At 67.9% G+C, this 14,330-nt stretch carries 12 protein-coding genes; 7 read left to right on the top strand and 5 right to left on the bottom strand.

Annotation, left to right across the window (positions count from 1 at the left end; all coding sequences use genetic code 11):
• Positions 1-153 precede the first annotated feature (153 nt).
• Positions 154-1,548, top strand: coding sequence for a PQQ-dependent sugar dehydrogenase (locus ACZ5YD_RS07990; protein ID WP_379742043.1), 1,395 nt, complete (start codon positions 154-156; stop codon positions 1,546-1,548).
• Between the two features lie 56 nt (positions 1,549-1,604).
• Here the strand turns inward: ACZ5YD_RS07990 and ACZ5YD_RS07985 are convergent, their stop codons facing one another.
• Positions 1,605-2,336 (bottom strand): DUF5781 family protein, encoded by a 732-nt coding sequence (locus ACZ5YD_RS07985; RefSeq protein ID WP_379742040.1) that lies wholly within the window; start codon positions 2,334-2,336, stop codon positions 1,605-1,607.
• 203 nt (positions 2,337-2,539) lie between these two features.
• On the opposite strand from ACZ5YD_RS07985, the gene ACZ5YD_RS07980 reads away from it, so the two are divergent.
• Together ACZ5YD_RS07980 and ACZ5YD_RS07975 are read left to right on the top strand one after the other, a co-directional pair.
• Complete coding sequence (locus tag ACZ5YD_RS07980) at positions 2,540-4,729, top strand: elongation factor EF-2 (protein ID WP_379742038.1); 2,190 nt, start codon at positions 2,540-2,542, stop codon at positions 4,727-4,729.
• A 181-nt stretch (positions 4,730-4,910) separates the two neighbouring features.
• Entirely contained in the window at positions 4,911-5,198 is a 288-nt protein-coding gene (locus ACZ5YD_RS07975; RefSeq protein ID WP_379742035.1) for an amphi-Trp domain-containing protein, read from the top strand.
• A gap of 69 nt (positions 5,199-5,267) precedes the next feature.
• Here the strand turns inward: ACZ5YD_RS07975 and ACZ5YD_RS07970 are convergent, their stop codons facing one another.
• The 3 genes from ACZ5YD_RS07970 to ACZ5YD_RS07960 form a co-directional block, all read right to left on the bottom strand.
• Positions 5,268-6,095: an undecaprenyl-diphosphate phosphatase gene (locus ACZ5YD_RS07970; protein ID WP_379742032.1), complete on the bottom strand. Its 828-nt coding sequence runs from the start codon at positions 6,093-6,095 to the stop codon at positions 5,268-5,270.
• Between the two features lie 81 nt (positions 6,096-6,176).
• Positions 6,177-6,644 (bottom strand): hypothetical protein, encoded by a 468-nt coding sequence (locus tag ACZ5YD_RS07965; RefSeq protein ID WP_379742029.1) that lies wholly within the window; start codon positions 6,642-6,644, stop codon positions 6,177-6,179.
• Positions 6,645-6,788: 144 nt separating this feature from the next.
• Positions 6,789-9,569 (bottom strand): autotransporter outer membrane beta-barrel domain-containing protein, encoded by a 2,781-nt coding sequence (locus ACZ5YD_RS07960; protein ID WP_379742026.1) that lies wholly within the window; start codon positions 9,567-9,569, stop codon positions 6,789-6,791.
• A 345-nt stretch (positions 9,570-9,914) separates the two neighbouring features.
• Here ACZ5YD_RS07960 and ACZ5YD_RS07955 point away from each other — a divergent pair, with 345 nt between their 5' ends.
• Positions 9,915-11,015 (top strand): DUF4330 family protein, encoded by a 1,101-nt coding sequence (locus ACZ5YD_RS07955; protein WP_379742023.1) that lies wholly within the window; start codon positions 9,915-9,917, stop codon positions 11,013-11,015.
• A gap of 258 nt (positions 11,016-11,273) precedes the next feature.
• On the opposite strand, the gene ACZ5YD_RS07950 is transcribed toward ACZ5YD_RS07955, so the two are convergent.
• A complete protein-coding gene (locus ACZ5YD_RS07950) occupies positions 11,274-11,480 on the bottom strand; it encodes a cold-shock protein (RefSeq protein WP_373672819.1) in 207 nt (68 codons plus the stop codon).
• 161 nt (positions 11,481-11,641) lie between these two features.
• On the opposite strand from ACZ5YD_RS07950, the gene ACZ5YD_RS07945 reads away from it, so the two are divergent.
• The 3 genes from ACZ5YD_RS07945 to ACZ5YD_RS07935 all read left to right on the top strand — a co-directional run bounded on the left by ACZ5YD_RS07945 (position 11,642) and on the right by ACZ5YD_RS07935 (position 14,142).
• Positions 11,642-12,382: a hypothetical protein gene (locus tag ACZ5YD_RS07945; protein WP_379742020.1), complete on the top strand. Its 741-nt coding sequence runs from the start codon at positions 11,642-11,644 to the stop codon at positions 12,380-12,382.
• A gap of 171 nt (positions 12,383-12,553) precedes the next feature.
• Positions 12,554-13,147: an amino acid-binding protein gene (locus ACZ5YD_RS07940; RefSeq protein WP_379742017.1), complete on the top strand. Its 594-nt coding sequence runs from the start codon at positions 12,554-12,556 to the stop codon at positions 13,145-13,147.
• Positions 13,147-14,142, top strand: a complete 996-nt coding sequence (locus ACZ5YD_RS07935) for a homoserine dehydrogenase (protein WP_379742014.1) — start codon at positions 13,147-13,149, stop codon at positions 14,140-14,142. Before ACZ5YD_RS07940 ends, ACZ5YD_RS07935 begins: the two co-directional genes overlap by 1 nt.
• Positions 14,143-14,330 lie beyond the last annotated feature (188 nt).

Raw genomic sequence — 14,330 nt, 5'->3', positions numbered from 1 at the left:
TCCTTCGACTCGTTCCCCGCCTCCGAGTCCTCACTCCCTTCTGATACCTCACCTCCTCTGATATCTCACTCCCTCCCGGCTCTCCTTTTTGACCTGCTGTGGGACGGTGCTTCGAACGGTACGTTTTACCCGTCGCTCGGACAACCCGCTCGCATGCGATCGACCCGCCGCCGATTCCTCGCGGCCGCCGCCGCGAGCGCCGCCGGGCTCTCCGGCGTCGCCGGCTGTCTCTCCGCACCGAGCGATACGACGAACGGGACTGACTCGCCGTCCTCCGACCTCGCCGTCACCCACGACATCGAGTCGTGGGACCGATACGACCCGGACTGGTCTCATCCGGTCGATCCGCCGACGCTCGACGTCGAGATCGAGACGGTGATCGAGGGCCTCGAGATCCCCTGGGATCTGGCGTTCGCGCCGAACGGCGACCTCTTCGTCTCCGAGCGCGTGGGACGGATCTCGCGGTACGACTCCGACGAACTGGAGACCGTCGCGGCCCCCGACGTGATCGACCACGCCGACTCGATCGCGCCCGGCGAGGAGGGCGGCTGGTGGGAGGCCGGCAGCGAGGGCGGCCTGATGGGGCTTGCGGTCCATCCGAGCTACCCGGACGTGCCGTTCGTGTACGCGGTCTACACCCGCGAGGACGAACCCGCCGTCGAGGGCGGCGACCCGTACGTCAACCGTGTCTCCTACTTCGACGTCTCCGCCGAGGACCCGGCGGAAACCGAGACGGTCGTGATCGACGACGTCCCCGGCAACGAGATCATCCACAACGGCGCGCGGCTCGCCTTCGGTCCCGAGGACTACCTGTGGGTGACCACGGGCGACGCCGCCTCGGTCAATCCCGATCTCGGAACGGACCGGCCGCTGCCCCAGGACCCCTCCTCGCTCGCGGGGAAGGTGCTCCGTCTCGAGCCCGACGGGAGCGCCCCCGAGGACAATCCCGACATCGACGGCGGCGACCCGCGGGTGTACACCTACGGCCATCGGAACCCCCAGGGTATCAGCTTCCTCCCGGACGGGACGCCCATCGTTACCGAACACGGCCCGTCGAACCGCGACGAGGTGATGGTGCTTCGCCCCGGCGCGAACTACGGGTGGGGTCCCGAGGACGAGCGCGCGCGCGACGCCGAGACGTACCCGGGAACCGACTACGCCCGGCCGGTCGTCAACACCGGCCCGGACGAGGGGTGGGCCCCGTCGGGCTGTGTCTTCTACACCGGCGACCGGGTTCCCTCCTGGTCGAACCGGCTGCTCGTCGGCGGGCTCGTCTCCCAGCGGGTCAACCTCGTCACGGTCTATCCCGCCGACGGCGAGCCCGCCTCGACGGAGAACGGCGGAACGCGGTACGACGCCGACTGGATGAACGAGGCGTACGACGCCGTCGCCCACCACACGCTGGAGAACGAACTCGGCCGGGTCCGCCACGTCGAGCAGGGACCGAACGGCGAGGTCTACGCGATCACCTCGAACCGGGACGGACGCGCACGGGAGGGGTTCCCCCGGGAGGGTGACGACCGACTCGTTCGGCTCACGCCCGCGTGAGCGGCACGAGATCGGAGTCGGCGTGTGTCGTAGTCGGCGCCCGCGAGGTCCAGTAGTCAGACCGCGTATGCACGCGTTGCGTCGACGAGCGCCTTCCGGTAGTCGCTCTCCGAGGGATCGGGGCCGAGCGCCAGGAATCGCCGCTTGAAGTTCGCGACGTCGATCGCGGGCGCGTCGCTGCCCGCCGCCCGGGCGAGGTCGTACAGCCTGTGATCGCGGTCGGCGAGATCGTGGCGTTCAACGAGCGCCAGCGCGAAGGCGGCGTTCACCGCGGTTATCTCCGGGTCCGCCCCGCTCGTGGCCGGCTCGCTGTCCGGTCGCGGCGGTGTCGGTCGATCGGCGACGGCGGCCGCGAGGGTCGACTCCAGGAACCCGAGCAGCTTGTCGGACGGCGCCACGGAGAGGGTGATGTCGTCGGCGTAGATGTCCTTCATGTGGTTCGCGATCTGATAGCAGTGCGCGAGCTTTCGACGCTCGATCGACTCGCCGGCGAGGCCGAGATACAGCGCCTCCTCGGTCGATTGGGTGTGGGAGGGGTGTGACTCCTCGTGGCGAACCATGTGTGCGAACTCGTGGACGGCGAGTTCGCGAGCCATCGCGCTCGTCGCCGCTCGCCGGGAGATGTTGAGGACGTGACGGTCCCGATAGTGTGCCGCCCAGGTCCGCTCGTCGGGATCCTCGCGGACGCGAACGCGGACGGGATCCTCGATCGTGAACTCGGTCTCGAAGAGGTCGGCCGCGCTGAGAAACGGGTCGGGGGCGAGATCGCCACACACTCGAATGTCCATGCTCATCCCTACCACGGCCTACCCGCCTAAAGCGTTTTCGCGGATGCCGTCTCCTTCCGAATCGACGATCGCCGTCTCCCGTCCACGCCGCCCCACCGTGTGTCGGATCAACACGAAACGTCCACGTGACGGCCGAAAACCCCCGGCTGTGCCCGGAGCGAAACACTACCCTTTTGACCCCGCTGGCGGTACAACGCACCATAATGGGCCGACGAAAGAAGATCGTCCAGGAATGTGAACGGCTGATGGACAACCCGGACCACATCCGGAATATCGCCATCGCCGCTCACGTCGATCACGGCAAGACGACGCTCTCGGACAACCTGCTCGCAGGAGCGGGGATGATCTCCGAGGACACCGCGGGCGAACAGCTCGCGATGGACACGAAGGAGGACGAACAGGAACGGGGAATCACCATCGACGCGGCGAACGTCTCGATGACCCACGAGTACGACGACACCAACCACCTCATCAACCTCATCGACACGCCGGGCCACGTCGACTTCGGCGGCGACGTGACCCGCGCGATGCGCGCGGTCGACGGCGCGCTCGTGGTCGTCGACGCCGTCGAGGGCGCGATGCCCCAGACGGAGACGGTGCTCCGGCAGGCCCTTCGCGAGGGCGTGAAGCCGACGCTCTTCATCAACAAGGTCGACCGCCTCATCTCGGAGCTCCAGGAGGGCCCCCAGGAGATGCAGGAACGGCTCATGTCCGTCATCGCCGACGTCAACGAGCTCATCCGGGGGATGGCCGAGAACATGGACGACATCCCCACCGACTGGACCGTCTCGGTCGAGGACGGCACCGTCGGGTTCGGCTCCGCGCTCTACAAGTGGGGCGTCTCGATGCCCTCGATGCAGCGCACCGGCATGGACTTCGGCGACATCATCGAGCTGGAGCGCAACGACGAGCGTCAGGAGCTCCACGAGCGCACGCCGCTTTCGGACGTCGTGCTCGACATGGTCTGTGAGCACTTCCCCAACCCGATCGACGCCCAGCCCCGTCGTGTCCCGCGCATCTGGCGCGGCGACCCGGACTCCGAGCTGGCCGAGGGCATGCAGCTGGTCGACGAGGACGGGGAGGTCGTCTTCATGGTGACGGACATCTCGATGGACCCGCACGCGGGCGAGATCGCGACCGGCCGCGTCTTCTCGGGCACGCTGGAGAAGGGCCAGGAGCTGTACGTCTCCGGGACCGCCGGCAAGAACCGCATCCAGAGCGTCGGTCTCTTCATGGGGAGCGAACGCGAGGAGGTGGAACGCGTCCCGGCCGGCAACATCGCATCCGTCACCGGGCTGCGTGACGCCATCGCCGGATCGACGGTCTCGTCCGTGGAGATGACGCCGTTCGAGTCGATCGAGCACATCTCCGAGCCGGTCATCACGAAGTCCGTCGAGGCACAGAACATGGACGACCTGCCGAAGCTCATCGAGACGCTCCAGCAGGTCGCAAAGGAGGACCCGACGATCCAGATCGAGATCAACGAGGACACGGGCGAGCACCTCATCAGCGGGCAGGGCGAGCTGCACCTCGAGGTCATCACCCAGCGCATCCGCGACAACCAGGGCATTCCGGTCATCACCGGCGAGCCGATCGTCGTCTACCGCGAACAGCCCCAGGAGGCCTCCCGCGAGGTGGAGGGCCAGTCGCCGAACCGCCACAACAAGTTCTACCTCACCGTCGAGCCGCTCTCGGAGGAGATCGTCGAGGCCATCCAGCTCGGCGAGGTCTCGATGGACATGCCCGAGCTGGAACGCCGCGAAGCGCTCCAGGAGGCAGGCATGGACAAGGACACCTCCCAGAACGTCGAGGACATCCACCGGACCAACATCCTCATCGACGACACGAAGGGTATCCAGCACCTCAACGAGACGATGGAGCTCGTCCTCGAGGGGCTTCAGGAGGCCCTCGATGACGGCCCGCTCGCGGCCGAGCCCGTCCAGGGTGCGCTGTTCCGGCTCCACGACGCCAAGCTCCACGAGGACACCATCCACCGCGGTCCCGCCCAGGTCATCCCGGCGGTCCGCGACGCGGTCCACCGCGCGCTGATCGACGGCGAGGTCCGTCTGCTCGAGCCCATCCAGGACGTCCGCATCGACGTCCCCTCCGAGCACATGGGCGCCGCCTCCGGCGAGATCCAGGGTCGACGCGGTCGCGTCGACGACATGTACCAGGAGGGCGACCTCATGGTCGTCGAGGGCATCGCGCCGGTCGAGGAGATGATCGGATTCTCCTCCGACATCCGATCCGCCACCGAGGGCCGCGCCTCCTGGAACACGGAGAACGCCGGCTTCCGCGTGCTCGTCGACAACCTCCAGCGCGAGAAGATCATGGAGATCCGCGAGCGAAAGGGCATGAAGCTCGAGCTGCCCCAGTCGATCGACTACATCTGATCGGGCGATCGCGGGCGACCGGACCGTCGCCTCGATCCGTCGTTCGATCGAACATCCCCCTCAGTCGGCCCATCGTTTCCTCGATCAGGTCTCACCGCTTCGAGTAGCCGTGTCGGCTCGACGTTATCGGTTCGCCGCCTCGACGCCGCTCTTTATCCGTGATGGCGACGTACCACACCACATGCCCGAAGAAGTGCTGTTCAGTTCCGAGAGCGACCACACCCGAACGGAGATCGCGTCGTATCTTCGCCGTGTCGCCGATGCGCTCGACCGAGACGATGCGATCACGCTGACCGCCGGGTCCGAATCGGTGCGCATGGACCCGCCGGAACGACCCACGTTCGAAGTGAAAGCCGAACGCGAGGGGCCGACCGACGGTCCCGGCGAATTGAGCATCGAGTTCGAGCTCGAATGGCCCGAAAACGGCGAGACGAAGGGAGATGCAGGCGATCCGTTAGAGATCGAGTGACCCGGTCACGCGTTCCGTCGGCCGGCCGTATCGTCCGAGGAGCGAACCGTCGTTCGTCCTCTCGGCATCTCAGGTCACCAGCGAGACGCCGCCGCCTCCGACGATCGCGAGCCCGCCGAGCCCGAAACAGACCGCCCAGAAGGGGACGCGTTCGACGACCCGCATCAGCGCGTCGATCGTGAAATACCCGACGACCGCGCTCACCGAGAGCGCCAGCGCGGCCGCGCCCGGGGCGATTCCCGGGAGGCCGCCCGCGCCGAAGACGGTCAACGCCGCGGCGGCGAGGCTCGCGGGGATCGAAAGCAGGAACGACAGCCGAAACGCCGCCGGCGGGTCGTAGCTCCGCACGAGCAGCGCGCTCGTGGTGATCCCCGACCGGGAGACGCCGGGCAGGATCGCGATCCCCTGCAGGGCCCCGACGAGCAGGGAGTCGCGAAACGTCGGCCGCTCGCGGCCGCCCATCCCGATCGATTCGGAGGCGATCTGGAGGACGCCCGTCAGCACGAGGAGGACGCCGATGAGCGCGATGAAGACGCCCCCGGCCAGCTGCCCGGCCAGATCGACGGCGTAGACGTAAAGCGGAATCCCGACGATCCCCGTCATCACGCAGGCGACCACGACGTAGGACGCGATCGCGTTCTCGCCGCTGTAGGCGGCGTCGGGCCGCCAGCCGGGCACGGCGCCCGCCGCCCGCGTGATGTCCTCGCGGTAGTAGCTCGCGGCCGAAACGGTCGTCCCGACCTGCAGGAACAGCGCCAGCTGGATGGCGACCTGCGGGTCCGTCCCCGCGATCGTGAGGAACAACGCGAGGTTGCCCTGGCTGGAGACCGGTAGCCACTCGACGACCCCCTGGACGATCCCCGCGAGCACCGCCACGATCAGCTCCGTGCGCGTCACGATCGGTACTGGCGCGTCACCGTACTTAAGGGGGATCGATCGACGGCTCCCGAACGCGGTGAACCACGGGGATCGAGGTCATCACCGTCGCGGTCCGCGCCGGCGGTCGTCCTCACGCCGTCGTGAGATCGCTGCGAGCGCTGTGAGCAGGACCACGACGAAGAGCAGCCACATCCAGGATATCGTCGCGCTCGTGCTCCCGGGTTCGGCCGTTCCGGACGGCTCGGCGGTCGGTTCCGGCGTCGCGGTCTCCTCCACCACGCGCAGTTCCCCGGCGTGGATCGACCCCACGCGGACGTCGTAGGTGCCGGCTGGCTCCGCGGTCCAGTTCGACTCGAGGGTCCGCTCCTCGCCCGGATCGAGGATGACCGTCCGGTTCGCGACTCGACGGTCTCCGCCCTCTCCGTTTTCCCCTTCCGATTCGCTTCGACTTGCGGTCACCGACAGCGTGCGTGTCGCGGCCGTGTATCCCTCGTTTCGAACCGTCGTCCGGGTGGTAGTCGACGCGTCGACCGGCACCCGCTGATCGAGGTGGTCGGCCTCGAGCACCGCGATCCGTCCGGGCTCGGTGGCGACCGCGTACCGTGCCGGCTCGTCGGCGGCGATCGCGAATCGATAGGTCTCCGGACCGGAACCGCCCTCGGATCCGTCCTCGAGCCGTTCGGCGTCGACGCTCGACCAGTCGTCGGTTCGTTAGACGTCGATCGCCGTCGGCGGCGCGTCGCCGAACGCGCTCGCGTTCACGCCCACCACGAGCGTCCCCTCGCGCACGCTGTCGGGCATCCCCGAGACACGTTCGACGTCGATCACCACGGGCCGGGCGACCGATCGGGGAGCGTCGATCCCTGCGTCGCTCCCGTTTCGAACCGTGACCGAGAGGTCGAAGTCCACTCGGGTGTCCGCGACGATCTCGTACTCGAGGACTGACACCCCAATCGCCTCCTCGTGGTCGGTGACGACGTACTCCGCGGTCACCGTCGAACCCGGGCGTGCACACACCGCGGTCTCGTGTTCGACGGGGTTCGTTCCGTCCAGATCGCTTTCGGCGCTCGGCGAACAGACGGGCGGATCGCTTTCCGAGCCGCCGGAGTCATCGTCTCCGTCGTCGACTGCGCGTTCGATCGTTGCCGTGTCGGACTCTCCGTCGCTCACGTCGTTGTCGTACACGTCACTCGCGGACTCGAGGGTCGCTTCGTAATCCCCGCCGGCGTCGTCGCCGTCGCCGACGACCAGCGTTCCCGAGTACCGATAGTCGCCGTCGCCGATCTCCGTCTCGACCAGGTCGCCGCGATCGAGCGTTCCCTCGATCGGTCCGGTCACGGCGACGCTCGCGGCCGAAAGTTCCGTGAGCGACTCGAACTCCACCGAGAGCTCGTCGTCCGTACCGTCGTCGTCCCCATCGTCGGCGGAGAGGCTGAACGCGTCGATCCCCGTATCGATGGCGCCGACGGCGACCCGGACGAGAGGGTCGCTCGTGTCGCTCGTCCCGTCGGTGTCGTCGATGGAGGCGTCGATCCCGTATTCGCCGTCCTCGAGCGCCGAGTGGTAGGTCGCCTCCACGGTGAGTTCGACGGTGGCGTCCGTGGTTCCGCCGCCGCTTCCGGCGTCCAGCGTGACCGTGGTCGTCGATCCGCTCGTCGAGTTCCCCTCGACCGTCGCGTCGGCCGCCGTCGCATCCGTCACGGTGTAGTTTCCGTCGAGGGGGTCGGGGAAGACGACCTCGAGTTCTGCGTCCTCGCCGTCCCGAGTGAGGTTGCCGATCTCGACCGTCAGGTTCTGCGTCACGGTCTCGCCGGGGTCGACGCCGTTCGGGTCGATCGATCCGTCCGTGATCGCCACCGGATCGAGTTCGCCGACGGAGACGTTCGCAACCCGCGATTCCGAATCCGAGTTCCCATCGGAGTCCTCCGCGGTCGCATCGAAGTGGAGCCGGTTGCCGTCCGTTCCGGTCGGGTAGGTGACGTCGGCGGTGACGGTCAGGTTCGCGTCCGCGGTTCCGCCCCCGCCTCCCACGTTCAGATCGACGTCGACGCGCTCGCCGTTCACCGTCCGGTTCCCCTCGACGGTTCCCGTGTCGGTCGCCACGTCCGTGACGGTTACCTCGTTCGCGAGCGCGTCCGGGAACGCGAGCGAGACGTTCGCGGGCGCCCCGTCCCGGTTCAACTCGTCGACGTCGATCTCGATCGTCTGGTCGGTGACGGTCCCGCCAGCGTCCACCTCGTCGGGTGACATGGATCCGCCCGCGACGTCCACGATCGGGAGAACGGAGACGGTGGACAGCCGCTTCGTGTCGGTGCTTCCGTCCGCGTCGTCGACGGTCGCGTCGACGTCGAGGTCATCGCCTTCGGCCCCGGTCGGATAGGTCACGTCCGCATCCAGGGTGACGTTCAGGTCGTTGAGGTCGCTCCAGTCGTCCAGATCGAAGGTTCCGGTGACCTCGTTTCCGTCGACGGTCGTGGTCGGTTGGCTCGCCGCGCCGGCGTCGGTCGTGACTGTGGCGTCCGTTATCTCGCCGTCGAGGTCGTTCGGGAACGCGAACGTCACGGCGTGTCCGTTCCCGTTCGAGAGGTTCTCGATCTCGGCGGTGACCGTCTGGTCCGTCACGGTCTCGCCCGCCGCCACCTCGGTCACCGAGCTTTCGCCGTCGACGATCGACAGCGCTCCGATCGTGACGTTCGCCGTCTGTCCGTCCGCGGCGTCGCGCGTGAATCCGTCCGTGGTGTTGCTCGCCGTCCGGAGGGTCGCGTCGTAGTCGCCCGGATCTCCCTCGGAGACGTTCTCGGCGGTGTAGTTGCCGTTGCCGTGGTGGATGAAGTCGCCCTCGTCGAGCGTGGTCGAACGATCGCCGTCGACGGCCACCTCGATGTCGTCGAGCTTCTCGCTCGCGTTGAGCACGAGGTCGGCCTCGCGGTCGTCCGTCTCGAAGGCGAACCGTTCGATCTCGAGCGGCTCGAGGAGTTCGTACCGCGGAACCGCGGACGTCGCACTGCTGCTGGGGTTGACCACGATCTCCACATCGTGCGGCCCCGTTGTGTCGGGGTTCGTGAGGTTCGAGTATTCGAGTATGATACGGTCGTCCGCACTGATGCTCACGCTTCCGCCGAAGTCGAAGCTGATCGTCTCTCCACCGTTCGAGAGCGTCACGTCGTCCAGATCGGAGATCGCATCCTCTTCTATCGTTCCGTCTTGATCCGTGTCGATCCCCGCTCGAACCACGTCGTCAACCGTCACGTTTCCGAGATCGGGTGCCGTGCTCGCCGAGTAGTCCAGTCGGAGTCCGGTGAGTGAGCTGCCACTCACGCCGTCGTCGCTCTCGATCGTTATTTCGGCGGTGTGGTTCGCCGCGACGTCGACGATCGGGTCCTCCGCGGTGATGTTCCCCTTCGAGCTTTGGCCGTCGGCTCCCCCGACCAACGTCAGTCCCACCGCGAACACCCCGACGGCGATCACGGCGAGGATTCGTCGTGGAGTCATCGACGACCTCTCGATCCCGTCCGTCGCGAGGACGTTCGATGCACGGCGGCGACGATACGGCTCGTGGGTTCGGTCGAGTCGGCGCCACCGTATCCACACTGGAGGATGTTCCTGCTCATTTTCGCGTCTCCTGCCTCCGACCCACCGGTCGGTTCTTCACAATCTATCGTCGCTTGAGTGATAATTCTTGAGGACGCCCACCGAATCTCCGCTTGGTCACGATTCGAACCGTGTCGGTCGCTCGATGTGGCCGTCCCAGTCGCTCGAAACGGCAACAATCATGTATCCGCGCCCGTCCCGTACCAACATGACTCTCACACGCGACTCTCCGGCCGGTGATCGCCAATGGCGCTCATAGACGACGAGGGCAACCTCCTCGGCGTAGTGAACGTCGTGGACGCCCTCGTGGTCCTGCTCGTCGCCGCCGTGGTCGTCGCCGGCGCGGCCCTCGTCCTCGCCGACGATCCGGCTCCAGAACCCGACACCGGAACGACCCACGCCACCCTCGATCTGGGCACCCAGCCCGACTACGTCGTCGCGGCGATCAACGAGGGTGACGTCTACGAGCCGAGCGACGGAACCCGACTCACGATCACGGACCTCCACCTCACGCCGCGCGAGGGCGGGGTCGCGGTGCTCGCCCGCGTCGAGGTTCAGGGGACACTCGACGACGACGGAGCGATCACCTACGAGAACGCCCCGCTACGGCTCGGGCGCTCTCTCGAGATCGCGACCGACCGCTACCAGGTGAACGGTCAGATCCGCGACGTCGGCGAGGCCGATGCGATCGACGCCGAGGAGACGACGGCGGTCCTGCGGGGAACCATGCCCGCCGCGGCGGCGGAAAGCATCGCTTCGGGCGACGAGCTTCGCCTGGCCGGACGCACCGTCGCCACCGTCGAGGACTCGGCCGTCTACGCGACCGCCGACCCCGGGACCCGCCGGGTGCTCCTCGCCGTCTCGCTCGACGCCCACCGCCACGGCGATTCCCTGTGGTTCGCCGGCACGCCCCTTCGCCAAGGACAAAACCTCACGTTCCCGACGACCGCCTACTCCTTCGAGGGGACGGTAGAGCGCGTCGGCGGCGAGCCCGAACTCGACTCGGCCACCACCCGCGAGGTCACCCTCCGCATGGAGGACGTCCACGAGGACATGGCGGACGCGATCGCGCCCGGAATGGTCGAGTACTCCGGCGAGGAGACGGTCGCCGAGGTCACCGACGTCGAGACGGAACCGTCCATCATCATCGCGACCGGAGACGACGGGACCGTGAACGTCGTCGACCACCCGGTGAACCGCGAGGTCACCATCACGGCCGACCTGCGCGTGCGCGAGACGACTACCGGAGTCCGGTTCAAGGGCGAACCCCTCCGGCAGGGCTCGACGGTCGTCCTCGATCTCGGCACGGTCACGGTCGAGGCGACCGTGGTCGCCGTCGGGGCGTAGTCTCGGTCGACGCCGAGGCGACGGTCGTCGCCGGGGCGCAACCGCAGTCGACGTCTCTCGGCGTCGTTGTGATCGATGTTTCTCGGCGCCTTACCGTCCCTTCGAGTTGACTCGTCGCTCCGCGCCGTTCCAACGCTCCGCAGCCAGCCGTCCAACTCCCGGTAGTCGGGTCGCGATCGCGACTCTACGCAGTCGGGTCGTGATCGGTCGAAAAAGCGAAATCGCCCTTCCTCGCTGGAAGTGACGGACGAGGTCGTCTTAGTTACGGACGAGGTTCGTCGCGCGGGGTCCCTTGGGGGATGATTCGATGTCGAACTCCACTTCCTGACCTTCCTCGAGATCGGGGCCGCCGACGTCCTCCATGTGGAAGAACACGTCTTCGTCCTCGTCTACGTCGTCCGCGTCAGTCGAAATGAAACCGTAGCCGCCAGTGTCGTTGAAGAAGTCAACCTTACCGTTTGCCATTGCAACCAAACGTACACCCCGTTCGGGGATAACGCTTGCGAGGGTCATGGTACCACGACCACCCCTCCTCGACTGGAGCGTCCACCCGACCGTTCCGCCGTCCGAATCGCCCACCTCTTTATACTCGCAGGCGTCACCATACGACGAGACGCGATACACCGATGTCCTCCGATTCCGACGCCGCCGGTCCGTCGATCGACCCGAGCGAGTCAGCGATCGGACGCGCGATCGAGCGCGCCGCGAACCGACTCTCTCGGGCGTCGGCGGACTCGGCGATCATTCGGACCGCCCGTCGAACCGCCGACCGCGCGAGCGAGATCGCCGTCGACTCCACGCTCGCCGACTGCGGGCGGTTCCTCGTCGAGGCGACCCGGAACTCCTGGCTGTTTCGCTGGCTCACCGCGGAGCCCGACCCGGAGGTGATCGTCATCGACCTTCGGGAGACGTGGACGGTCGGCCCGGTGCTTGTCCTCTTGGACCGAGTTCTCGGACGTCTCGGCGATGCGACGGCGGATTCGTGGTTCGCCTCGGCCGCGGAGTCGACTCACGCGGAGCTCCGTGCGGCACCCTTGCGCGTGCTCGGACTCCTCGCGCTCGCGGTCGGACTCGCGTCCGCGGTCGGCGTCTTCGTCTCGGCAGTCGTCGCGGATGGATCGATCGTCGGGATCCGCTCCGTTCTCGCGCTCGCCGTCGCCGCCGCCGGAACGATCGCGCTCCGGGACGACCGCACCTGGTCCGAGCTTCGGGAGACGCGTCCCGTCGAGCTGCTCGTCGCCGCGCTCGAACCGCCCGAGCCGCCCGAGCCGCCCGGCCCATCAGAGTCACCCGAGCCGCCCGAGGAGGATGCCACGCGATCGGCATCCGAGACGGACGAGGACGTCGGCCCCGATTCGACCCGGTAGTCCGTTCGGCCCACATCGCCGGAGGCTTATACCTCCCGACCCGACACCGTGGTGTATGCAGACGGGCACGCCCCCAGATCGACGCGTCGACACGGAGCCACGGCCGAGTCGCTCCGGGCCGACAACGCCGTGCCCCCTCGCGGACCGGATCGGGCGCTCGGAGGTGGTCGCGTGAGCGCCCCGAGCGGTCGCCGGGACGCCGACGTCGATGGCGACGCCGAGAGCGCCACCGACGGCGGCCACGCCGCCGCCTCCTCGACCCACACCGTTCGCTTAGAGCTCGTCGACGAGCCGGGCGAACTGCTCGCGGCGCTCCACCCCATCGCGGACAACGGCGGCAACCTCCTGTCCATCTACCACGAGCGCGGCAACAAGACCCCGCGTGGTCACATCCCGGTCGAGGTGGACTTCGAGGCGACCGAGGACCGGTTCGAGGCGATCGTCGAGGCGCTCCGCGAGGAGGGCATCAACGTGATGCAGGCGGGCACGGAGCGGTACGCGGAGCAGATCACGCTGTTGCTCGTCGGCCACCTCATCGACACCGACCTCTCCGACACGCTCTCGCGGATCGAGGAGTGTGCGTCCGCCTCCGTCGTCGACGTGTCCCTTTCGGCACCCAAGGGGTCCGGAAACGGCGTCTCCAGCGCCAGGCTCCGGCTCGCCGCGCGCGCGAACGAGACGGTCACCGCCCTCGAGGCGGTCCGGTCGATCGCCTCCGAGAAGGGGATCGACGTCATCGAGCCGCTCGCCGGAGGTGACCGGTGATGGCGGCGACCTCGCCAGGGACCGGCAGCCGACTCGCGATCCTCGGCGTCGGGGCCGTCGGTCGGTCGGTCGCCGAACTCGCGAGCGAGTACGGTCACGAGGTCGTGGCGCTCTCGGACTCGCGGGGCGCGGCGATCGACGAGGACGGACTCGACGTCGCCGACGCGCTCGCCGAGAAGGACGCCTCGGGCGTCGTCGGTCCCGCCGACCCGGCCGACGCGCTCGCCGCGGATTACGACGTGCTCGTCGAGGCGACGCCGACCACGCTCGGGGACGCCGAGCCGGGCTTTTCACACGTTCGGACCGCCCTCGAACGCGATCGGAACGTCGTGCTCGCGAATAAGGGGCCCGTCGCCGAGCGGTTCGGCGACGTTCAAGCGCTCGCCGACGACTCCGCCGGGTCAGTCCGATTCGAGGCCACCGTCGCGGGCGCCATCCCGGCGATTTCGACCATCGAGGACGTCGACCCCGCCCACGTCACCGCGGTTCGCGGCGTGTTGAACGGCACGGCGAACTTCATCCTCACGCGGATGGCGGCCGAGGGTCTCGGTTACGACCACGTCCTCGCGGAGGCCCAGGACATGGGCGTCGCGGAGGCCGACCCCTCCTTCGACGTCGAGGGGACCGACGCCGCGCTCAAGTGCGTCATCCTGGCGAACGTGCTCTCGTTCGGCTCCGCCGAGGATCCCTCCGATGCCCGTGAGTTCTCCCTCGCGGACGCGACCGTCGATGGCATTCGGGACATCCCCGGAAACGCCCTCGAACTCGCGGCCGACGACGGCCGCACCATCCGCCTCATCGGCGAGGCCAACCGCGATCGCGTCCGGGTCGGTCCGCGGCTCGTCTCCGAGGGCGCGACCCTCGCGGTCCCCGGCACGCAGAACATCGTCCAGCTCGAGACGACCCACGCGGACCGCTTGAACCTCTCGGGACGCGGCGCCGGCGGCCCCGAGACCGCGAGCGCCGTCCTCGGCGACGTCGGTCGTCTGAGCTGATCGTCGCTTTCTCCCCGTTCGCCCCTTTCTCCGTCATCGCGTTCTCCCCGCTCCATCAGCATCGCCCCCGCCTCTTTCGGTATCCGATTCGTTCTCGCCCACCCTCGGGCTCGACGATGCGTATCGGCGTCGACAATGAGTATCGGCCTCGACGACCGGTATCGATATTCACGACCGACATCGACGTT

This window comes from Halopenitus salinus (assembly GCF_055397165.1).
Note: the sequence above shows the minus strand (reverse complement) of the source record. Positions and strands in the feature narration are given on the sequence as shown.